General features: G+C 69.8%; 16 protein-coding genes. 7 read left to right on the plus strand and 9 right to left on the minus strand.

What is annotated here, in order from left to right; all coding sequences use genetic code 11:
* Positions 1 to 5: 5 nt before the first annotated feature.
* Positions 6 to 1,514 carry an alkaline phosphatase D family protein gene (locus C503_RS0109010; RefSeq protein WP_018681864.1) on the minus strand — a complete coding sequence of 503 codons (1,509 nt, stop codon included), beginning with the start codon at positions 1,512 to 1,514 and terminating at the stop codon, positions 6 to 8.
* A 176-nt stretch (positions 1,515 to 1,690) separates the two neighbouring features.
* Between C503_RS0109010 and C503_RS38710 the strand changes: the two genes are divergently transcribed.
* The 4 genes from C503_RS38710 (at position 1,691) to htpG (ending at position 9,689) form a co-directional block, all read left to right on the plus strand.
* Complete coding sequence (locus C503_RS38710; protein WP_169514518.1) at positions 1,691 to 2,926, plus strand: MFS transporter; 1,236 nt, start codon at positions 1,691 to 1,693, stop codon at positions 2,924 to 2,926.
* A 102-nt stretch (positions 2,927 to 3,028) separates the two neighbouring features.
* Positions 3,029 to 3,997 carry an FG-GAP repeat domain-containing protein gene (locus C503_RS0109020; RefSeq protein ID WP_084476923.1) on the plus strand — a complete coding sequence of 323 codons (969 nt, stop codon included), beginning with the start codon at positions 3,029 to 3,031 and terminating at the stop codon, positions 3,995 to 3,997.
* A 115-nt stretch (positions 3,998 to 4,112) separates the two neighbouring features.
* Complete coding sequence (locus C503_RS38715; protein ID WP_018681867.1) at positions 4,113 to 7,460, plus strand: galactose oxidase family protein; 3,348 nt, start codon at positions 4,113 to 4,115, stop codon at positions 7,458 to 7,460.
* A 348-nt stretch (positions 7,461 to 7,808) separates the two neighbouring features.
* Positions 7,809 to 9,689: a molecular chaperone HtpG gene (htpG, locus tag C503_RS0109030; RefSeq protein WP_018681868.1), complete on the plus strand. Its 1,881-nt coding sequence runs from the start codon at positions 7,809 to 7,811 to the stop codon at positions 9,687 to 9,689.
* 54 nt (positions 9,690 to 9,743) lie between these two features.
* Here the strand turns inward: htpG and C503_RS0109035 are convergent, their stop codons facing one another.
* The 7 genes from C503_RS0109035 to C503_RS0109065 form a co-directional block, all read right to left on the minus strand.
* Entirely contained in the window at positions 9,744 to 10,166 is a 423-nt protein-coding gene (locus tag C503_RS0109035; RefSeq protein WP_018681869.1) for a MarR family winged helix-turn-helix transcriptional regulator, read from the minus strand.
* Between the two features lie 270 nt (positions 10,167 to 10,436).
* A complete protein-coding gene (locus C503_RS0109040; protein WP_018681870.1) occupies positions 10,437 to 11,042 on the minus strand; it encodes a response regulator transcription factor in 606 nt (201 codons plus the stop codon).
* Between the two features lie 106 nt (positions 11,043 to 11,148).
* Positions 11,149 to 12,342, minus strand: a complete 1,194-nt coding sequence (locus C503_RS38720; RefSeq protein ID WP_018681871.1) for a sensor histidine kinase — start codon at positions 12,340 to 12,342, stop codon at positions 11,149 to 11,151.
* A 95-nt stretch (positions 12,343 to 12,437) separates the two neighbouring features.
* The gene (locus tag C503_RS0109050; RefSeq protein WP_018681872.1) at positions 12,438 to 13,154 is read right to left on the minus strand and encodes an ABC transporter permease; all 717 of its coding nucleotides are present in this window, start codon (positions 13,152 to 13,154) and stop codon (positions 12,438 to 12,440) included.
* Positions 13,151 to 14,068 (minus strand): ABC transporter ATP-binding protein, encoded by a 918-nt coding sequence (locus C503_RS0109055; RefSeq protein WP_026316108.1) that lies wholly within the window; start codon positions 14,066 to 14,068, stop codon positions 13,151 to 13,153. The genes C503_RS0109050 and C503_RS0109055 overlap by 4 nt, the downstream gene beginning before the upstream one ends.
* Positions 14,069 to 14,216: 148 nt before the next feature.
* Positions 14,217 to 16,346 (minus strand): tetratricopeptide repeat protein, encoded by a 2,130-nt coding sequence (locus C503_RS38725; RefSeq protein WP_018681874.1) that lies wholly within the window; start codon positions 16,344 to 16,346, stop codon positions 14,217 to 14,219.
* A 289-nt stretch (positions 16,347 to 16,635) separates the two neighbouring features.
* Entirely contained in the window at positions 16,636 to 17,487 is an 852-nt protein-coding gene (locus tag C503_RS0109065) for a formyltransferase family protein (RefSeq protein WP_018681875.1), read from the minus strand.
* A gap of 326 nt (positions 17,488 to 17,813) precedes the next feature.
* Here C503_RS0109065 and C503_RS48465 point away from each other — a divergent pair, with 326 nt between their 5' ends.
* Positions 17,814 to 17,948 carry a hypothetical protein gene (locus C503_RS48465; protein WP_281170503.1) on the plus strand — a complete coding sequence of 45 codons (135 nt, stop codon included), beginning with the start codon at positions 17,814 to 17,816 and terminating at the stop codon, positions 17,946 to 17,948.
* A gap of 354 nt (positions 17,949 to 18,302) precedes the next feature.
* Positions 18,303 to 18,932 carry a hypothetical protein gene (locus tag C503_RS0109075; RefSeq protein WP_156893089.1) on the plus strand — a complete coding sequence of 210 codons (630 nt, stop codon included), beginning with the start codon at positions 18,303 to 18,305 and terminating at the stop codon, positions 18,930 to 18,932.
* A gap of 36 nt (positions 18,933 to 18,968) precedes the next feature.
* Here the strand turns inward: C503_RS0109075 and C503_RS0109080 are convergent, their stop codons facing one another.
* Positions 18,969 to 19,424 carry a transposase gene (locus C503_RS0109080; RefSeq protein ID WP_211222365.1) on the minus strand — a complete coding sequence of 152 codons (456 nt, stop codon included), beginning with the start codon at positions 19,422 to 19,424 and terminating at the stop codon, positions 18,969 to 18,971.
* Positions 19,425 to 19,790: 366 nt separating this feature from the next.
* Here C503_RS0109080 and C503_RS38730 point away from each other — a divergent pair, with 366 nt between their 5' ends.
* Complete coding sequence (locus tag C503_RS38730) at positions 19,791 to 21,146, plus strand: cytochrome P450 (protein WP_018681879.1); 1,356 nt, start codon at positions 19,791 to 19,793, stop codon at positions 21,144 to 21,146.
* Positions 21,147 to 21,171 lie beyond the last annotated feature (25 nt).

Below are 21,171 nucleotides of genomic sequence, written 5' to 3' on the forward strand. Positions count from 1 at the left end.
CCTGTTCACGGTGCCTGCAGGCCGGGGTTGCCTGCCTCGATCACGTAGCTCTGGGCGGTCTTGATCGGGTAGTCGCGCACGGTCACCTTGTCCACGACCCGGAAGTCCACGCGCATCTCGGTGGACGAGGTCACGGTGCGGACGTAGCCGCGCTGGTTCTTGTAGAACTTGACGTGCGGGTTGAGGCTCGACGTGCCGGTCTCGGTGGCGCTGCCGTCGCCGCCGGAGGTGATCGAGGTGCTGACCAGCTCGGTGCCGATGATCCTGTGCTGGGTGGCGTAGTCGTCCATGATGTTCGCCGCCCAGTGCCGGTGCACGTCGCCGGTGAGCACGACCGGGCCGGGGTTTCCGCGCGCCTGCCAGCCGTTCTGGATGCGGGTGCGGTTGGCGGTGTAGCCGTCCCAGGAGTCCATGCTCTTGGAACCGTCGGCGGCGGCCAGCCGCTGCGCGAAGAACACCTGCTGGCCGATCAGGTCCCAGGTGCCCAGGCGTTGGCCGAGGCCGTCGACCAGCCAGGACTCCTGGGTCGCGCCGGTGATCGTGCGGGCCGGGTCGTCCGCGGCCGGGCACAGCTTGGTGCCGTCGCCGCAGGCCTGGTCGTCGCGGTACTGGCGGGTGTCGAGCAGGTGCAGGGTGGCCAGGCTGCCCCAGCGCAACCGCCGGTACAGCTGGAGGTTCGCCCCGGACGGCGCCTGCGCGGACCGCAGCGGCATGTGCTCGTAGTACGCCTTGTACGCCGCCGTGCGCCGCGCCGTGAAGTCGCCCGCGGGGGAGCTGTCGGCGCGGGTCAGGTTGGCGTAGTTGTTCTCGACCTCATGGTCATCCCATACGACCGCCCACGGTGCGACCGCGTGCGCGGCCTGTAGGTCCACGTCCCGCTTGTACTGCGCGTGCCGCACGCGGTAGTTCGCCAGGCTGCTGATCTCGGCCGACGGCTGGTGGGCGCGCACGCCCGAGCCCGCGCCGCCCTCGTAGATGTAGTCGCCCAGGTGCAGGATCAGGTCCGGGTGCTCCTCGGCCATCCGGCGGTACGCGGTGAAGTATCCGGCCTCGAAGTGCGAGCACGAGGTGAACAGCATGCTCAGCGCCGGGCTCGTGCCCACGGCGGGCGCGGTCAGCGCGCGCCCCACCTGCGAGATGTGGCCCGCCGCGCGGAAGCGGTACCAGTACTCGCGGCCCGGTTGCAGGCCGGTCAGCGTGACGTGCACGCTGTGCGCCCAGGCCTGTTGCGCGGTCGCGGTGCCGGTGCGGAGATTCAGGGTGAAGTACTGGTCGTCCGCGACCTGCCACTCCACGGCCACGTCCGCGCCCGACATGCCGCCCAGGCCGTCGGCGTTGAGCGGGCTGGGCGCGAGCCGGGTCCAGATGACGAAGCCGTCGGCGGCGGGTTCGCCGGAGGCGACGCCGAGGGTGAACGGGTAGCTGATCGCGTTCGCCACGCCCGCGCCGACCAGGGTCACGCCCGCGGTGGCCAGGCTCCCGATGAGGAACGTACGGCGATGCAGTTCGGTCATGGGATCGTTCCTAATCCTCCCGCCGCCGCGTGATCCAGACCGCACACCGGATGTTCACGCATTGCCCGCCCTCGCGTCTGATTGTCCACAGTGGATTCATCGATGAGCGCGAGTCGCTTTCACGATCGTCGTCGCGACACCGCGGTGCTACGGTTGCGATCAATAAGATTGAGTGGATGGGGCTCAAGTCGGGGATGGGTGGACTGGGGGCGGTGGTGCGCGACCGCAATGCCGGGGCGTACCTGGGCACGGTGGTGATGTCCGCGTTCGGCACCGGCGCGATGATCCTCGCGGCGGGCGTGTGGGTGATGTCGCTGACCGACAACGCGGGCCTGGCGGCGTTGGTGCAGGTCGTGATGTGGTTGCCCACGCTCGCCGCGCCGTTCGTCGGGACCGTGGTCGACCGGATCGGCCGCCACCGCGCCGTCCTGATCTGGACGATGCTGATCACCGGCGCGCTGCTCACCTCGCTGCTGCTGGTGAACTCCGCCTGCCGGCTGTGGCTGCTGTTCGCGGTGATGTTCGGGTACGGGCTGTCCTACCTGTTCACCGAGGCCGCCGAGGCCGCGCTGCTGCCCAGCGCCGTGCCGACCGACCTGCTGGGGCACGTCAACAGCCTGCGCATGGCCGCGCAGGAAAGCAGCAAGCTGACCGCGCCACTGGTCGGGGCCGGGCTGTTCGCCGCGTTCGGCGGGGGAGCGGTCGCCCTGCTCGACGCGGCCACCTTCCTCGCCGCCGCGCTGCTGTGCCTGTTGGTACGGCCCGTGAACCGACCGATCGGGCCCCGCGCGGGCTCCCGGGTGCGCGACGGCCTTGCCTACCTCCGGAACTCGCCGCTGTTGCGCCGTCTCGTGCTGGTCGCGAGCATCTCCATGGGCCTGGCCGGGCTCTCCGGATCGCTGACGTTCGCCCTCATCGACGACGGACTCGGCTACGCGCCCGCGTTCGCCGGCGTGCTCACCGCCGCCCAGGGCGCCGGGACCGTGCTGTACGCGCTCGGCTCCGGCGGTCTGCTGCGCCGCGTCGGCCCCGCCCGGCTCGCCGCGCTCGGCGTGGCCATGTTCGCCCTGGGCGCGCTGCTGCGCGCGACCGGCGTGGTGTGGCTCGTGATCGCGGGCACCGCCCTGGTCGGTGCCGGGCTGCCCGGTCCGCTCATCGCGTACTCGACCGTCCTGCAGTCGGACACGCCGCCGGGTCTCGTCGCCCGGGTCGCGAGCACCGCGAGCCTGATCAGCCTCGCCCCGAGCGTGCTCGGCCAACTTCTCGGCGTCGTCCTCGCCACCGCCGTCGACTATCGGATACCGCTGGCCGCGGTCGGCGTGCTCGCGCTCGGACTCGCCGCGCGCGTGATGTCGGCCGAGTCGCCCACTCGACGACGCGCAATGGCGCCCGACGGCCGTCCGGGGTCGTGATCCGGACGGCCGAAATCCGTCGTACGCGCTCAACGTCCGGCCGCCGGGCCACGATCTCGTGGGTGGACGGCCGCGCAGGCGGCCGCGAACCTTGGGGAGACCATGCGCAAGAGACCAGTCGTCGTGATCGGTGCCGTCGCGGCCATCCTGATCGCCACCCTCGTGCCGGGCGCCGCCGTCGCCGTCCCGGTCGAGGCGCCCGCCGCGCCCGCGGCCGCGCAGACCGCTGTCGCGCCACAGGTCCCGGCCACGCACGATGCCGCGCACGCGGCCGGGCGCGCCGCGGAGAACACGACCGCGCGCGGGGACGTCAACGGGGACCGGATCACCGACGTGGTGACCCTCGGCCCCATCCCGCCCGGCTCCGACGACCACACCTGCACGGTCAAGGTCGCCTACGGCAAGGCCGACGGCACCTTCGGCGCGCCGGTGGAGTCCCGCTACACCTCGCCGCTGGGCGCCGCCCCCTACTGCCCGGACATGCTGGTCGTGGCCGACCTGGGCGGCGACGGCAAGCCGGAGATCGTCACCACCGGCTTCCAGTGGTACGACGCGACCAAGGCGTTCCTGGTGCTGCGCCGGGTGAACGGCCAGATCAAGCCGGTGGCCACCTACCCGGGCGTGTCCTTCCCGAGCACCCTGCGCAAGGTCGACTTCACCGGCGACGGCCGCGACGACTTCTGGGTGTCCACCGACCAGGAGCAGACGCTGCGGTCGTTCACCAACACCGCCGACGGCAAGATCGTGCCGGGGGCGATCAACCTGTGCAGCCGCAAGCCCATCCCGCAGGTGGCGTTCGCCGACTTCGACGGCGACGGCGGCCAGGACCTGCTGGTGTCGCGACAGTGCGGCTTCGGCTACACCACCGCCGAGCTGGACTTCGGCAACGGCGGCAAGCCCGCGGTCACCTTCGCCCGCGACGACTCCGGCGCCGGCTCCTACGAGGTCTTCCCGACCTTCCACAACTGGGACGGCTTCCCGGACGTCGGCGTGATCACCACGCTCGGCTCCAGCACCACCGTGCAGTACTTCCTCAACGATGGCACGGGCGCCTTCACCCCGGAGGCGTGAAGAATTCGTTCGACCGGTAAGGGCATTGGTCTGTTCGGTCGTTGCCGCCGCGCCCGAGTGGCGGCAACGACCGGACATCCGGTAACGATCTTCGCCAATCGGCGACCAACCGGTCATGCGAGTCGGGCGCTTGATCATCGCGGTGTCGGCGGCGGTCGTGGTCACGCCGTACGCTTTCCAGTCCTTCCAGGAGGATCGGCACGAGGCTGTCGACCACGGGCACATCGTGGCGACGGCGGACGCGATGATCGCGACCGCGACGGAGCTGCCGCGCGTGGGCTGGGAGGCGACGGCGACCTCCGAGGAGACGGCGGGGGAGAACGGTCGCGCGGCCAACGTCCTTGACGGCGACCCGGCGACGTTCTGGCACAGCACATGGACAACGGCGACACCGCTACCACAGTCCATCACCATTGATACGCGTGCGACGCAACGAATCTCCGGCCTGGTCTACACACCCCGCCCCGGTGGCGGCAACGGGACCATCGGCCGTTACGAGATCCGGCTCAGCCTGGACGGGGTCACCTACGGGAACCCCGTCAGCGCGGGTATCGCCGCCGACGACGCGACCGTGAAGACGTTCAGCTTCGCGGTCGGCGGCGCGCGGTTCGTGCGGCTGACCGCGTCGACGGAGGCGGGCAACCGCGGATCGTGGGCGAGCGCCGCCGAGATCGGCCTGCTCGGCGACCCGGGCGCGCCCGCACCGGTCGTCCCGCTGCCCCGGACGGGCTGGACGGCGACGGCGAGTGACCAGGAGACGGCGCGCGAGGACGGCCGCGCGGCGAACGTGCTCGACGGGAACCCGGCCACCACCTGGCACAGCCGCTATGACGTGCTTGCAGGCCTGCCGCACCACCTGACACTGGACCTGGGCAAGCCGACCGTCGTGAGTGGACTCACCGACCGGCCGCGGCCGGACGGCACCGGGGGCAACGGGCGGATCGGCGAGTACCGGATCACCACGTCCACCGACGGGGTCACCTTCGGCGCCCCGATCGGGTCGGGACGGTGGGGCGACGACGCCTCGATCAAGCACGCCCTGTTCGCGGGCCCGGTCACCACGCGCTACCTGCGGCTGACGGCGTTGACGGAGGCGGGAAACCGGGGGCCGTGGACGAGCGCGGCGGAGATCGAGCTGCTCGGACCACCCGCGAAGAACGATCCGCCGTTGCCGCGCACCGGGTGGACCGCTTCCGCCTCTACCGCTGAACCCGGTTACCCCGCCAGCGCCGTGCTGGACAACCGACTCGGGACGTATTGGCGCAGTGCGGGAACGACAGCCGCACCACACACACTCACGCTCGACCTGCAACGCGCGCAGCGCTTGTCGGCGCTGGTAGTCGTGCCTCGTTCGGACAGCGCTGACGGGCGGACAGGGCAGTACTCGATTTCCCTGAGCAGCAACGGCTCGACGTTCGATGCCCCTGTCGCGCAGGGGACCTGGGTGGACGACGGGACGCCCAAGACCGCGCTGTTCACCGGCAACGCGCGATACGTGCGGATCACCTCCACGAGCGAGGCCGGTAACCGAGTGCCGTGGCACGCGGCGGCCGAGGTATTCGCCTACGGCCCGTCGGGCGCACCCGGCCCCGTCGCCCCGCTCGACCGCGCGGGCTGGGTGGCGACCGCGAGCGACGAGGAGACCGTTGGCGAGAATGGTCGCGCGGCGAACGTCCTGGACGGCGACGACCGCACGATCTGGCACTCGAAGTACTCCGCGCCGACCGCGCCACTACCGCACTGGATCACCCTGGACATGCGCGCGGCACGCACGGTCGCCGGGGTTTCCGTGCGGCCGCGTGGAGACGTGGGCAACGGCAACATCGGTCAATACCGGATTCAGACCAGTTCGGACGGTGTCACCTTCGGTGCGCCGGTGGTCGAGGGTTCGTGGCCGGACAGCTCCAACGTGCAGACAGCGCTGTTGGATTCCACTGTGTCCACCAGGTACGTGCGCATCACCGCGCTGACCGAGGCGGGCGGACGCGGACCGTGGACGACGGCGGCCGAGATCAACGTGCTGACCCCGTCGTCGGCACCGGACGCGAGCGCGCTCGGCTCGTGGAGCCCGATGGTCGGCTTCCCGATCGTGCCGGTCGCGTCCGCGCTGCTGCCGAACAACAAGCTGCTCACCTGGTCCGCCTACGCCCCGGACACCTTCGGCGGGAGCAATGGCTACACCCAGACCGCCATCTACGACCTGACCACCGGCCAGGTCACCCAGCGCCGCATCGACAACACCGGCCACGACATGTTCTGCCCCGGCACGTCCACCCTGCCCGACGGCCGCGTGCTGGTCACGGGCGGCAGCAACGCCGACAAGGCCAGCATCTACAACCCGTTCACCGACACCTGGACCGCCGCCGCGCCGATGGGCAAACCCCGCGGCTACCAGGGGCAGACCACCCTGGCCTCGGGCGAGGCATTCACCGTCGGCGGCTCCTGGAGCGGCGACCGCGGCGGCAAGTCGGCCGAGGTCTATTCGCCCGCCACCAACACCTGGCGCACCCTCACCGGCGTCCCGGCCGACCCACTGGTCACCGCCGACCCGCAAGGCGTCTACCGCGCCGACAACCACGCGTGGCTGTTCGCCTACACCGGAAACCGCGTCTTCCACGCGGGCCCGAGCAAGGCCATGCACTGGATCTCGGTGACCGGCAACGGTTCGATAGCCGACGCGGGCCTGCGCGGCGACAGCGCGGACGCCATGAACGGCAACGCGGTCATGTACGACACCGGCAAGATCCTGACCGTCGGCGGCGCCACCGCCTACCAGGACGTCGACGCCACCAACCGCGCCTACACCGTCGACATCACCGGCCCGTCACCCATCGTCCGCCGCGTCGGCGACATGGCCGCACCCCGCGCGTTCGCCAACAGCGTCGCCCTGCCGGATGGGAACGTCGTGGTCATCGGCGGCCAACGCCACCCGGTCCCGTTCAGCGACCAGACCGCGGTCCTCACCCCGGAGCTCTGGAACCCCGCCACCGGCAACTTCACCCCACTGGCCACGGTCGCCGTCCCCCGCACCTACCACAGCGTCGCCAACCTCCTCCCCGACGGAAGGGTCTTCTCCGGCGGCGGTGGTCTGTGCGGCACCTGCGCCACGAACCACTTCGACGGCCAGATCCTCACCCCGCCGTATCTGCTCAACCCCGACGGCTCCGCGAAGGCCCGTCCGTCGATCACCACGGCCCCGACCACAGCGGCCCTGGGCGCCTCGATCCAGGTGACGACCGACCGGCCGGTGACCCGCTTCGCGCTGATCCGCACCAGCTCGGCGACCCACTCGGTGGACAATGACCAGCGCCGCATCCCACTGACACCGACACTGGTCTCGGGCACCACCTATCGCCTGACCATCCCGTCCGATCCCGGCATCGCACTCCGCGGCCACTACCTGCTTTTCGCCCTGGACGGCAACGGCGTCCCCAGCACCGCCCCCACCATCAAGATCGGCTGAGCTGCGCAGACGGCCCTTCGCGGCCGAGTACGACACCGCAGGCCCCCGACCCGCCATCCGTGGACGGCACTCGCCAGTAAATCAACTATCCGGATAGCAAATCAAAGAGCGATGCCCCACGCACGCTGGCAAATCCCAAACCTGTGTCGCAACTTTCACTAGCTACTATCAAGATAACCGATGGCACCCGGCACCGATCAGGTGAGACGACCACGCAGCGTCCCTGTCCAGGAAGAACAGCCCCGACCACGAGGGGCCACCCGGGTGAAGAGCCGGAACACCGGATGGCGCGCCGACCCGAACGACTAGGATGGCTCGCGCTGTTCGTTGGTCTGACGAGAGGTTGCCGTGACCGGGAAAGTGGAGACGCTCGAATTCCAGTCCGAGGCGCGCCAGCTGTTGCAGTTGATGATCCATTCGATCTACTCGAACAAGGACACCTTCCTGCGCGAGCTGGTCTCCAACGCCTCGGACGCGTTGGACAAGGTCCGCCTGGAGGCGTTCCGGGACAAGGAGCTGGCGGTCGACACAGACGACCTGCACATCTCCTTGGAGATCGACAGGGAGAACCGCGCGCTGACCGTGCGGGACAACGGCATCGGCATGAGCCGCGACGACGTGGTGTCGCTGATCGGCACGATCGCCAAGTCCGGCACCGCCGAGTTCCTGCGCAAGCTCAAGGAGAGCCAGGACGCGGCGGGCGCGCAGGACCTGATCGGGCAGTTCGGCGTCGGTTTCTACGCCAGCTTCATGGTCGCCGACAAGGTCACCCTGGTGACCCGGCGCGCGGGCGAGACCGGCGGCACCCGCTGGGAGTCGGCCGGTGCGGGCACCTACACGATCGAGGACGTGGCCGAGGCCCCGCAGGGCACGGCGGTCACGCTGCACCTGAAGGCCGAGGACGCCGAGGAGCACCTCTACGACTACGCCTCGCGGGCGAAGGTCGTGGAGATCGTGCGCCGCTACTCCGACTTCATCACCTGGCCGATCCGGGTCGAGCCCGAGGGCGGCGGCGAGCCGGAGACGGTCAACTCGCGTAAGGCGCTGTGGGCGCGGCCGCAGAGCGAGGTGTCGGAGGACGAGTACACCGAGTTCTACAAGCACGTCAGTCACGACTGGACGGCTCCGTTGGAGACCATCCGGCTCGCGGCCGAGGGCACGTTCGAGTACCAGGCGCTGCTGTTCATCCCGGAGCGCGCGCCGTTCGACCTGTACATGCGCGACCGCAAGCGCGGTGTCCAGCTCTACGTCAAGCGCGTGTTCATCATGGACGACTGCGAAGAGCTGATGCCGGAGTACCTGCGCTTCGTCAAGGGTGTGGTGGACGCACAGGACCTCTCGCTCAACGTCTCGCGCGAGATCCTGCAGCGCGACCGGCAGATCGAGCTGATGCGCAGGCGCCTGGTGAAGAAGGTGCTGTCCACGGTCAAGTCGATGCGGGCGGACCGGCCGGAGAAGTACGAGACGTTCTGGTCGGAGTTCGGCCGCGCGGTCAAGGAGGGCCTGCTCGACGACACCGACAACCGCGACGCCATCCTGGACATCACCGCGCTGTCGTCCACGCACGACGCGGAGAAGTCGACCACGCTGGGGGAGTACGTCTCCCGGATGAAGGACGGCCAGGACGCGATCTACTACATGACCGGCGAGACCCGCTCGGCCCTGGAGAACTCCCCGCACCTGGAGGCGTTCCGGGCCAAGGGGTACGAGGTGCTGCTGCTGACCGACCCGATCGACGAGATGTGGGTCGGCTCGATCCCGGAGTTCGACGGCAGGAAGCTCCAGTCCGTGGCCAAGGGCCAGGTCGACCTGGACTCCGAGGAGGACAAGGCGGAGGCCCGCCTGCGCGAGGAGGAGTTCGCGCCGCTGCTGGGCTGGCTGGGCGAGCAGCTCGGCGAGGACGTCAAGGAGGTCCGCCTGTCCTCGCGGCTGACCACCTCCCCGGCCTGCGTCGTCGGCGACACCTTCGACATCACCCCGAACCTGGAGAAGATGTACCGGGCGATGGGCCAGGAGGTCCCCAAGATCAAGCGCGTGCTGGAGCTGAACCCGACGCACCCGCTGGTCACGGCCCTGCGCGCGGCGCACGCCGAGCAGCAGGAGCATGCGGACCTGGCGGACTCGGCCGAGCTGATCTACGGCATGGCGATCCTGGCCGAGGGCGGCGACCTGACCGACCCGACCAAGTTCGTCAAGCTGCTGGCGGGCAGGCTGGAGAAGGCGTTGTAAGGCCAGTGGGTCGTACCGGGAAGCCGGATCCGCCGACGCGGGTCCGGCTTCCCGCTATTCCGGCGTGGGCCGGGCGAGGTCGATGACCTGCGGCCGCTCGCGGAAGTGGTCCGCCAGCACGGTCAGCCGGGTCCGACTCGCCTCCCGGTGCCGCTGCCTGCCCGCGTCGGTGGCCAGCACGTCGACGATCCGCCGGTCGAACTCGCAGAGCTTCCGCTCGACCAGCCCGTCCCGCTCCAGCCGGGCGACCGTGCGGGACAGCGCGCTCTGGCTCAGGTACATGTCGCAGGCGAGGTCTTTCATCGGCCGGTACTCGGCGCCGCCGTCGATGAGCCGGTCGAGGGTCTCGAACTCGTTCATGTTGAGCCCGTGCGCGGCCTGTAACGCCTGGTCGAGCTTGCAGGCGACCCCGTTGTATGTCTGCAGCAGCGCCTTCCACGAGGCGATCACGCCCACGTCGTCCAGCCCCGCCGTCATATCGCGACGATAGCACGGCGACGTCCCCCTATGTCTTGACAAATGATGCTTTGACATCGTTTGTCCTGGCATATAATCTGCGGTCGGTGGTTGACGAACCCGACGGTCTTTCGGTCATGTCCGTCTTCCGGTCATGTCCGGCCGCGTGAGCGTGCCTGGGGGTCTGCCGGACATGACGCGGCCCCGGGGGCACATGCCCCGCGCCCCCGGGGCCGCGTCATCCCGCCGTCGTCCGATGAATCGGGAGATCGAGGCCGCGGGGGCCGGAGGTCAGAGCCAGCCGCGGGATTCGGCGAGGAGGGCGGCCTCGGCGCGGGTGCGGGCGCCGGTTTTGCCGATCGCCGAGGACAGGTGGTTGCGGACCGTCCCCTCGGACAGGTGCAGCGTCCTGGCGACATCGGCCACGGTGCCGCCGTCCCGGGCGGTGGCGAGTACCTCGCGTTCCCGGTCGGTCAGCGGGCTGGCGCCGCTGGCCAAGGACTCCGCCGCGAGCGCCGGGTCGACCACGCGCAGGCCCGCGTGCACCCGACGGACGGCCTCGACGAGCTGTTCCGGGGGTGCGTCCTTGACCACGAACCCCGACGCGCCCGCCGACATGGCGCGGGCGAGATAGCCGGGCCTGCCGAAGGTCGTGCAGATCAGCACCCGGCAGGACGGCAGGGCGCGGTGCAGCTCGGCGGCCACGGTCAGCCCGTCCGCGCCGGGCATCTGCACGTCCAGCAGTGCCACGTCCGGGCGGGTCTTCTCGGCGGCGGGCAGCACGTCGGTGCCCGTGCCGACCTCGGCGACCACCTCGATATCGGACTCCAGCCCCAGCAACGCCGCCATCGCCCCGCGCACCAGCGCCTGGTCGTCGGCCAGCAGCACCCGGATCACCCCGCCACCTCCCGCTCGACCGACGTCGCCAGTGCCCATCTCGGTGCCCGTCTCGCCGAACTCGCCTGCCGGTGCGGCATGGCACCGACCGCCCCCGCGCGCCCGGTCACGAGACGGCCGCCGGGGGAGTGGCGGGCACGGTGGCGGCGAGGCGGAAGCCGCCCGCCGGTAGCGGACCCGCTTCCAGCGTGCCGCCCAGTTCGGTGAGCCGTTCGCGCAGGCCGGTGAGGCCGTTGCCGCCGGGGTGCGGGGTCGCGGGACAGCCGTTGCCGTTGTCGCGGATCTCCAGCCAGGTGGGGCCGAGCCGGACCTCGCACCGGGTGGCGCCGCTGTGCCGCAGGACGTTCGTGACCGCCTCGCGCAGGACGTAGCCGAAGGCGCCGCGCAGGTCGGGGCGCACGGTGTCGACGGCGTGCGGCAGGTCGGCGGTCACCTGGGCCGCGCGCAGTGCCGCGCGGGCGCCGACCAGCTCGGCGGACAGCACCACCTCGCGGTACCCGGAGACGGTGGCGCGCACGTCCTGGGTGGCCTGCCGGGACAGCTCCTCCACCTCGCGCACCTCGGCCAGTGCCCGGTCGACGTCCTGCGAGCTCTCCAGGACGCGGCGGGCCAGGCCCGCCTTGACGGTGATCGTGGTCAGGCTGTGGCCGAGCAGGTCGTGCAGGTCGCGGGCCATCCGGGAGCGCTCGTCCGCGGCGGCCAGGGTGGCGATCTCGTCCCGGGCGGCGCGCAGCTCGCGGACGGTGCGGGTGAGCTGGCCGATGAAGCCGACGCACATCGACACCGAGATGAGGGTGACCAGCGAGCCCCAGTCCTCGGCGAGATCGCCGGTGATCGCCATGGCGACCGCGAACACCAGGACGACCCCGCCGTCGAGGGCGAGCACCAGGCCGACCGGCAGCATCATCGCGGTCAACGCGGTCGCGTAGACCAGCAGCGCCGTGGTGGACAGGCCGATGCCGAACACCAGGGCGCAGCCCAACGCCAGCAGGCCGACGCACATGACCACGTGGCCGGTCGTGGAGAACCGACGGGAGAGGTACGGGATGCACAGGTAGGCCGCCCCGTACCCGACCAGGCCGACGATGAGCAGCGTCTTGAGCCACACCGCGCGGTCCGACCGGGCGATCTCCCACACCGTGGAGGGCAGGAACGCCAACACGAAGAACAGGCCGACGACCGACCAGCCACGCCCGGTGCCGCGCTTGGCCGACGCGTGCCACGGGTCCGTGGCGGACCTGCGCCGCTGGTCGTCGACCGGGCCCAGGACGCCAACGGGTTCGCGGTTCGGAGTGGACATGGCGGGCTCCTCGGGTGCGGTCGTGCCCAGTATGTCCCGCTCGGCACGGCTGCCCGACCCCGCGTGCGCGCGGGGCCGGGCGAGGCGCTGGGACATCAGACCCGGGCGGAGTCGGCGCGGAACCGGCGGGTGACGATCAGGGCCAGGACCACCGTCCAAGCCACCAGCACGAGCAGCGTCCGGGTGGCCTGCAGGTCGTGCGTGACCACGTCCCGGCCGATGCCGCCGTACCAGTAGCTGGGCAGCACATGCGCGACGTCGCGCATCCAGCCGGGCATCTGCGAGGGCGGGAACCACAGGCCGCCGCCCAGGCTGAGCAGCATGAACACGGCGCTGCCGATGGCCTGCACGCTGTCGCCGGTGGCCACCTGCCCGATCAGCACGCCGAGCACCGCGAACGGGGCCAGCGCGATCCAGGTGCCCAGGATGACCTGTACCCACTGGCCCGGCTCCAGGTGCACGCCGGTGGACATGCCGATGATCGACACGAGCAGCAGCGGGCCGAGCGCGATCAGCATGCCGCACATGCCCTTGGCGAACAGGTAGCCCTGACCGGACAGCGGGGTCAGCCGCAGCTGCCGCTGCCAGCCGCTGGCGCGCTCGGCGGCGATGCGGGTGCCCGCGGACACCGTGGCGGTCATCCCGCCGAACGCCCCCATGCCCACCATGATGATCGTGCGGGCGTCCGGGTCGCCGCCGGAGATCGACGAGAACAACAGGTAGAAGATCACCGGGAAGCCCACGGTGAAGATCAGGAAGCGCGGCGCGCGGATGGTCCGGCGCAGCTCAAGGGCCAGGTAGGTGAGGTTCATGACCGGGACTCCTCGGTGGCGGTCAGCGCGAGGAACGCGTCCTCCAGGCCGAGCGCGGTGATCTCGATATCGTGGACGTTCGGGTAGGTGTGCAGCAGGGCGCGCAGGGCGGCGTCGGAGTTCTCGCAGCCGAGCTCCACCCGCTCGCCGCGCACGTCGACCTCGCGCACACCGGGCAGGCGGCGCAGGTCGTCGACGACCGCGCCGGGCACGACGGCGGTCAGTCGACGCCCGGAGACGGTCGCCCGAACCTGCGCCACCGACCCGTCCGCGGCGACCCGCCCGCTGCGCATCAGCACGACCCGGTCGGCGAAGTCCTCGGCCTCTTCGAGGTAGTGCGTCGCGAACAGGACGGTGCGGCCAGCGTCGGTGAACTCGCGCATGGACCGCCAGAACTCCCGCCGGGTCTCCACGTCCATGGCCACCGTCGGCTCGTCGAGCACCAACAGGTCCGGATTGCTGACCAACGCCAACGCGAACCGCACCCGCTGCTTCTGTCCACCCGACAACCGCGCCGCGCGCCGCCCTGCCAGGTCCGCGATCCCGGCCCGCTCCAACGCGTCCGAGACCGACAACGGCTTCCGGTGCAACGCGGCCACCAACGAGACGGTCTCGGCCACGGTGACGTCGTCGAGCAACGTGCCCGTCTGCAGCATCGCCCCGATCACCCCGGCCGACACGGCATCCCGTGGCGTGCGACCGAACACCGTCACCTCACCGGCGTCCGGTTTGGTCAGTCCGAGCACCATGTCCACAGTGGTGGACTTCCCCGCCCCGTTCGGCCCGAGCAGGGCAACGACCTCCCCCGGCGCGATGACGAGGTCCACCCCGTCCACGGCGCGGACATCCCCGTAACGCTTGTGCAGGCCGGACACCCCGACCGCCGCACCGTTCTTCGTGCTGCTGTCCATCATGTCCACAACTCTGCCGCCCGCTCCCGCGAACTCCCTCGTCCGCGCGTCACCGCTTCGCCATGACAGGTGTCATGGGCCCGAGGCGCACCCGTCCCGGCGACCCGGTCCGGAGCGTGCGCGCCCCATCACGGTCCGTTGCCTCGGCCGGTCACCGGTCGACCTCGGCGAGCAGTGCCGCTGTGCGGGCGCGGAGTCGCTGGGCCCTGGGGTCGGGGTACCGGTCGAGGATCCGGGTCGAGTCCTGCCACTGTGCGCGGGCGTCGGCGGACCGGCCGTTCCGCCGCAGGGCGACACCGAGACCGACGAGCGCGCCCGCCGTGCGCCAGTCGTCGCCGACCTGCCGGAACATCGTGGCCGCCCGCCGGTGGAACTCGGCCGCCTCGGCGAACCGTTCGAGCCGCCGGTACGCCGCCCCGGTCCCGTCCAGCGCCCTGGCCTCGTGCCGGGTGTTGCCCAGTTTCCGCTGCAGCACCGCGGCGCGCTGGAACGAGATCAGCGACTCGTCGACCCGGTCCAGGGCCAGCTGGATCTTCCCGAGCTCGATGAGGACGCAGGCCACGATCACGTCGTCATTGAGATCGGTGGCCGTCTCCAGGGTCGTGTGCGCCGTTCCCAGGGCCTCGTCGAGCAGGCCCGCCTCGCGCAGCGCGTCGCAGAGGCTGACCAGGGCGTCGATCTCCAGGGTCTGCTCCTCGATCCGGCGGAGCGACTCGACGGCCTCGCGCAGCAGCTCGACGGCCCGGCCGGGCAGGTCGAGCTGGACGTGGACCTCGCCAAGCAGGTGGGTGGCGAACGCCGCGTGTTCCACGTCGCCCGACGCACGGGCCGTGTCCCGGGCACGTTCCAACCGGTCGCGTGCCTCATCCAGTCTTCGCAGGCGTTGGTAGATCTGCCCGACCCGGGTCGAGGTCTCGACCTCGCCGCGTCGATCGCCGATGTCCACCTGGATCGTCAGTGCCCGCTCGAACTCCGACAACGCGTCGCCGAGCCGGTCGGCGTGCAGCATGGCCGTGCCCAGGCCGTGCAGGAGGTAGGCCTCGGCGAACCGGTTCCCGGCTCGCCGCGCCGAGACGAGCCCGGTCCGGGTGATGGCCTGCCAGGAATCGAACGGATGCCGGAACGCGTAGACGTTGCGCAGCAGCGCCGGTATCTGCCAGCCCGGCGTGTGGAAACCGAGCTGCGCTGCGAGGGCGGCCATCGCCACGAGGTTGCCCTCCTCCAGCTCCAGCCACTCGACCGCCTCGTTGTGCCCGACGAACGCCTCGGCCTCGACCATGTCGGCGGGCGGCTCGATCTCGAACGAGCGGTCCTGGTACTGGCTGGCGGTCACCGCCGAGTCCGTGGTGTGCAGGTACCAGCTCAGCAGCCGCCCCACCGCCGCGTGGATGCCCGCCTGGTCCTCCTCGTGCTGTACCTGGTCGGACGCGTAGGCCCGCAACAGGTCGTGGAACTGGTACCGCGTTCTCGTCCGCTGTTCCAGAAGGTGCGCGGCCGACAACGCCGCCAGCGCCTGCCGTGCGGGCTGGCGTCTCATGCCCGCCAGCGCGGCGGCGGCCAGACTGCTGAACTCCGCTGTCGGGTGGAGGCCGAGCAGCCGGAACACGCGCGCCGCGTCGGGTGCCAGGGCACGGTACGACCAGGCGAAGACCGACCGGACCGCGTCACCCTGCTCGTCGTCGTCGGAGTCCAGGAGGTCCCACAGCCCGGACTCGTCGTGCAGGTCCTGGACCAGGTCGCTCAAGGGCAGCAACGGCCTGCTCGCCGCCCGCTCGGCCGCGATCCGCAGGGCCAGGGGCAGATGGGCGCACAGCCGCGCGAGCTCGGCGATGTCCTCGTCGCTGTCGGTGGACCGGTGCCCCTGCACGGTCGCACGAACCAGGTCGATCGACTCGGACTCGCTCAGCACACCGAGCGTGCGGCGGTACGCGCCTTCCCTGGAGACCAGTCCGGACAACAGGTTGCGGCTGGTGACCAGGACCAGACACCGGGTCGTGCCGGGGAGCAGGGGACGCACCTGGCCCACCGACGCGGCGTTGTCGAGGAGTAGCAGCATGCTCCTGTCGGCGACCAGGGACCGGTACAGCGCAGCCCTGGCCTCAAGGTCGGCGGGGATGCTGCCGCCTGCGACATCGAGCGCCCGGAGCAGCTGTTCCAGCGCGGCGGCGGCGGTCAGTGACGGGCCGGGGTCGTAGCCGTGCAGATTGATGTACAACTGCCCGTCCGCGAAGTTGTCCCGGACTCGCTGCGCCCATTCCACGGCGAGCGACGTCTTTCCCACTCCCGCTGTCCCGACCACGATGCACAATGGGCCGAACGAGCTTGCCCGTTCGGCGGGTTCCAGAATACTGTCGAGCCATTCGATATCGGCTTGGCGGTTGACGAATATCCGGCTCCCGGTGGGCAACTGCCGTGGTATCGGACTGGCACTCGGGCCGTGCTGGTAGAAATGGACACCACCGGTGACATTTCCTGCCTGGACGACGCCGGAGCCGGACCCCGACCATCGGTTCTCGGCACCGGACTCGTGCGGTTCCGGCTGGTCGTCATGCTCATCGCGGGTGTTCATCTCAGCCGCTTTTCCGGATGGCCGGGGGCAGCGTGTCCAGGCGCACCAGGCCATCCCGCAGGGCCACGATGTAGCCCAGACCGGTGTGGCCGACGAGAGTGCCGGGTGTGTATGAGTGGTCGCATCGTGCCGCGGTGAGATGGAATGTCTTGATGGTGGTTCCGTCGGCCAGCTCGACGAAGGTGCCGAGCGCGCCGAACTTCGTCCGAACCCGGACCGCATCGTCCACTTCGGACTGTGCGGCCACGAACGTCTTGTCCGCCTGGACATGCTCCGGCCAATACGAACCGGGGCCTTGCCCTGCCTTGCGCGAGAAATGGCGCACGGGGTCGTCGAGAAATTGATTGACCAGATGTGGTGTCTCGGCGAACAGTTGCAGGGAGAGCTCGTCGAACCCGGTGCCGTCCTCGATGGCCAGCGGGCGCTGGAGGATGATGGCACCTTGGTCGAACTCGGATGTCATCTCGTGCAGGGTTATGGCGCGCAGATCGCGGTGTTCGTCGAGTATGTAGGGCAATGGGTTCGGTCCGCGCCCGTCCGGCAGCAGCGACGGGTGGATGTTGACCGCGTAGGTCACTGCCAGCCGATCCACGGGGATGCGCCACGCGTAGCCCGCGGTGATGAGGATGTCGACCCTGGCGTCGTTGAACGCGCGTATCGCGTTCTTCCTTGTCGGGCGGCCGAACAGGACCGGGATGCCGTGCCGATGGGCGACGTCGGTGACGTTGCTGACTGGGCCGTCCGGCTCACTGGTGAGGCAGAGCACGACCTCGGTGTCGGTGCGGGCGGTGAGGGTTGTGAGGCAGGATGAGAAGAAGTCGTGCCCGGCGAAGGCGATCCGACGCTTACTCATGGTTTCTCCTGGGAGGTAGCCTGTTCTCGGTAAGTCCCAGGAGCCCTGGGACTGATGTCTTGATCAAGCCGCAGGAGGCGCGTTTCCAGCTTCCGCTTTGATCATCTTGCTGCCGACCGCCGAACGGGCATGGGCGCGGGAAACCTTGTCGGCACCCCCATCGCGAGCTACCCTGGAGATCCCTGATGGGGTGACCGAGGGTTGAACAGACGGGGGTGGACCCGGCGATGCAGTTGGAGCTCCTGTTCACGCAGGTCAATTCGAGCAGCTCGTGCCCCAGCGTCTACTTGGGTGACACTGGAGAGTTCGTAGTCCAGGGTCCTGCGGTGGACGAGAGCACGGCGGCCAACCTGGTCGGTGTCGACCCTGGCGAGGTCGCGGTCCGCATTCCGGCGGAGGTCCTGCTCGGCGCCGTGCTGCGATACACCGACCGTGGTGCGCGCCCTCATTCGGGTGAATGACCCTCGCCTTTCAGGTGGAATAGCGTCAACTCGTCACTGATCGCGACGGCGACTTACCAGTGTTGTAGGTCGAATGTTCTATCAGAGGCGACAGGGCTCCGGTCGGGCGGGTTAGCCGGTAAAGCGGTGGTTGTGGACGCGGTTCCGGAATCACGAAGTCGAGTCGGTCGGCGCCAATGTCCTCCGTAGCGTCCATGCCGCATATCGAGTGCCGCTCACTACTCCTGCCTGGGGCGGGCACACGAGCGCTGAGAACCGCACAGTTTCCGTGCGTATGCCGCTATGGATGAAGCGGTGGGTCGGCTCGGGATCTGCCAGGGGTGGAGCCACGGAGCGGTTGCTACTGTCCGGCTCGTGTCGAACGACGGGCATGGCGCGCCGGGCCAGGGTGGGGGTGCTGACGAGATGGGTCGGTATGTGACGGTGGCGGCTGCCATGGTCATCGAGGAAGTACGGCTGAGGAAGTTCCTCCAGGCCCCGGTAGCGCGGGCGAATACGTGGCCGGAGAACGACTGGGCGGGGATCTGCGCACCCTGGAGCGACGAGGCAGTACGGCTGGAATACCGGGAGCAGCTCACCGCCGCTATCGCCGAGTGTGATGGTTGGATCGACGGTACCTACGCCGAACTGCTGCTGGGTATCGACGAGGAGGATGGCTCGCTGTCGGTCGGTTTCGATGAGGCGAGTGGGTCGTTGGTTGTCGAGTTCGAGGCGCGGGTCGACTTCCCGGTGCCGTCGTTGATCTGGGCTCTCACGGTCTTTCGTGGCATGGCCGGATTCATGGTCGACGACGAGACGGGCATTGTCACCGTCACCGCCGACTGGGACATACAAGCGGAACTGCTGATGCTGCTGGAGCCCGGAAAGTCCGAGTTCCCCGGTCAAGCACAGCCGAAGGCCAAGGACAGGGCGTTCGACATCCGCTGCGCCGTCGGCGATTCCGACGAGTCCGCGAGCGAGCTCATCGGGCGGTTGTCCTCCTAAAGGTCGCACCACTAGTGTCGCGTGATTCTGATGCCGTTACTTGGCGTTGTTGTCGACGAGTTTCTTGATGTTGGTTTGGACGAGTCTGACCTTGGCCAGGATCTCGTCGGCGGTGGTTGTCCAGGTGAAGGGCTTGGCGGTGGTGTTCCAGTGTGTGATGTAGTCGCGGATCTGCGTGATCAGGACCTTGACGCTGGTGAAGGTGCCGCGGCGGATCGACTGGCGGGTGATGATCCCGAACCAGGTCTCGATCTGGTTGATCCAGGAGGAGCCCTTGGGGGTGAAGTGAAACCGCACGTGCGGGTTGTCGGCCAGCCAGGCCATGACCTCCGGGGTGGTGTGGGTCGAGAGGTTGTCCAGCACGACGTGGACATCCTTGCCGGCGTGCGGTTTCACGGCCTTCTTCAGAAACGCCAGGAAGGCCGCGCCGTCGCGGACCGGCGCGCACTCGCCCAGGACCTCGCCGTCCGGCGGGACGGTCTGGGTGGTTATCTGACGGTTCTACCGTTCGCGGGCCCGCGTTTTCCGGACGCCAGGATTTCAGCGCCTGCTTAATCACTCTCCGGTCGGCCCAAGGCGTGGGTGGGGTTGGTGGTGGTCCTGGGGGTGCGGTTTTCCGCCATTGTGGTGACCGTTCCGCCATTGGTGGCGGCCGCCGTGGTGCGTTCGGTGACCCGGTCATGCTCGTCTGCTGCCTGCTCGCGGTGCTGTCTTGACCGTCGAATGTGGACGAAATGAGAGACTGTGAGTGCCGCCACGGAAATTCGGAAGCGCCGGACCGCGGTTTTGGTACCGTGGGTCAACAGACCCCTGAAACGACGGACCGATTGGGGATCGGCCCGGGAACGGGAGCTTCTGATGACCAGCACCACCACCAATCCGGCCGGCGAACCGGTATCCGACCCGGCGGCGAATACCGGCACCGAGCCGAAGCAGGTGCGCAGCTTCCGGGAGCTCATGTTGCCGCCGGAGCTCAGCGAGCGCGACGGTTGCCCGTTCGTCCCGCCCTCCGGCCTGCTGCGGCTGGGCGGCGAGGGCCCCGTGCACACCGTCACGCGCCGCGATGGCGAGAAGATCTGGCTGGTCACCGGCCATGCCGAGGCTCGTGCCGTGCTTTCCGACAAACGGATGAGCTCGGACTCGACCCGGTCGGAGCGGCGGATGGCCCAGCTCCCGGAGAAGCTGCGGGAGGCGCTGTCCGACCGGCGCAACCGGGCGGGCAGTTTCATCGGCATGGACGCGCCCGAGCACACCCGCTACCGCAGGCTGCTCACCGGCGCGTTCACCGTGCGGCGCATGCGGAACCTGGAGCCGGGCATCACCCGGATCGTCAACGAGCACCTGGACGCGATGGTGGCCGCCGGGCCGTCGGCCGACCTGGTGCCCGGGTTCGCGCTGCCGGTGCCGTCCCTGGTGATCTGCGAGCTGCTCGGCGTGGACTACGCCGACCGGGCGGAGTTCCAGCACCGCACGTCCCGGGTGCTCCGGCTGGACACCCCGCTGGAGGAGGTGTCCGAGGGGTTCGAGGAGATCCGCGACTTCCTGCGCGGGCTGGTGCGGGCCAAGCGGGTCGAGCCGGGCGACGACCTGATCTCCGACCTGATCCGGGCCGACCCGGACCACCCGCTCGACGACGACGAGCTGTCCGGCATGGCCAACCTGCTGCTCGTGGCGGGTCACGAGACCACCGCGAACATGTTGGGGCTGGGCACCTTCGCCCTGCTGGAGAACCCGGACCAGCTGGCCGCGCTGCGCGACCGGCCGGAGCTGGTGACCACCGCGGTGGAGGAGCTGCTGCGTTATCTGACGATCATCCACTTCGGAGTCCAGCGGATCCCGTTGGAGGACGTGGAGATCGGCGGGCAGCTCATCCCGGCGGACGCCACCGTGGTGGTGTCCGCGCAGGCGGCCAACTTCGACGGTGAGCACTTCGCCGACCCGGAGCGGCTCGACCTGTCCCGGCCGCGCAGCCCGCACCTGGCGTTCGGGCACGGCATCCACCAGTGCCTCGGCCAGCAGCTGGCCAGGGTGGAGATGGGCATCGGCTTCACCGAGCTGTTGCGCAGGCTGCCGGGCCTGCGGCTGGACATCGACCCGGCGGAGGTGTCCGTGCGCACCGACATGCTCATCTACGGTGTCCACGCGCTACCGGTCGCCTGGGACGCCGAGGCGGCCCGCGCGGTCCCGCCCGCACCGGTGGCCGAGACGGTCTGAAGTCGACGGCCGGGGCTGTTCACCG

Origin of the sequence: Actinokineospora enzanensis DSM 44649 (assembly GCF_000374445.1) — a bacterium.
In the GTDB taxonomy this organism is placed as follows: Bacteria; Actinomycetota; Actinomycetes; order Mycobacteriales; family Pseudonocardiaceae; genus Actinokineospora; species Actinokineospora enzanensis.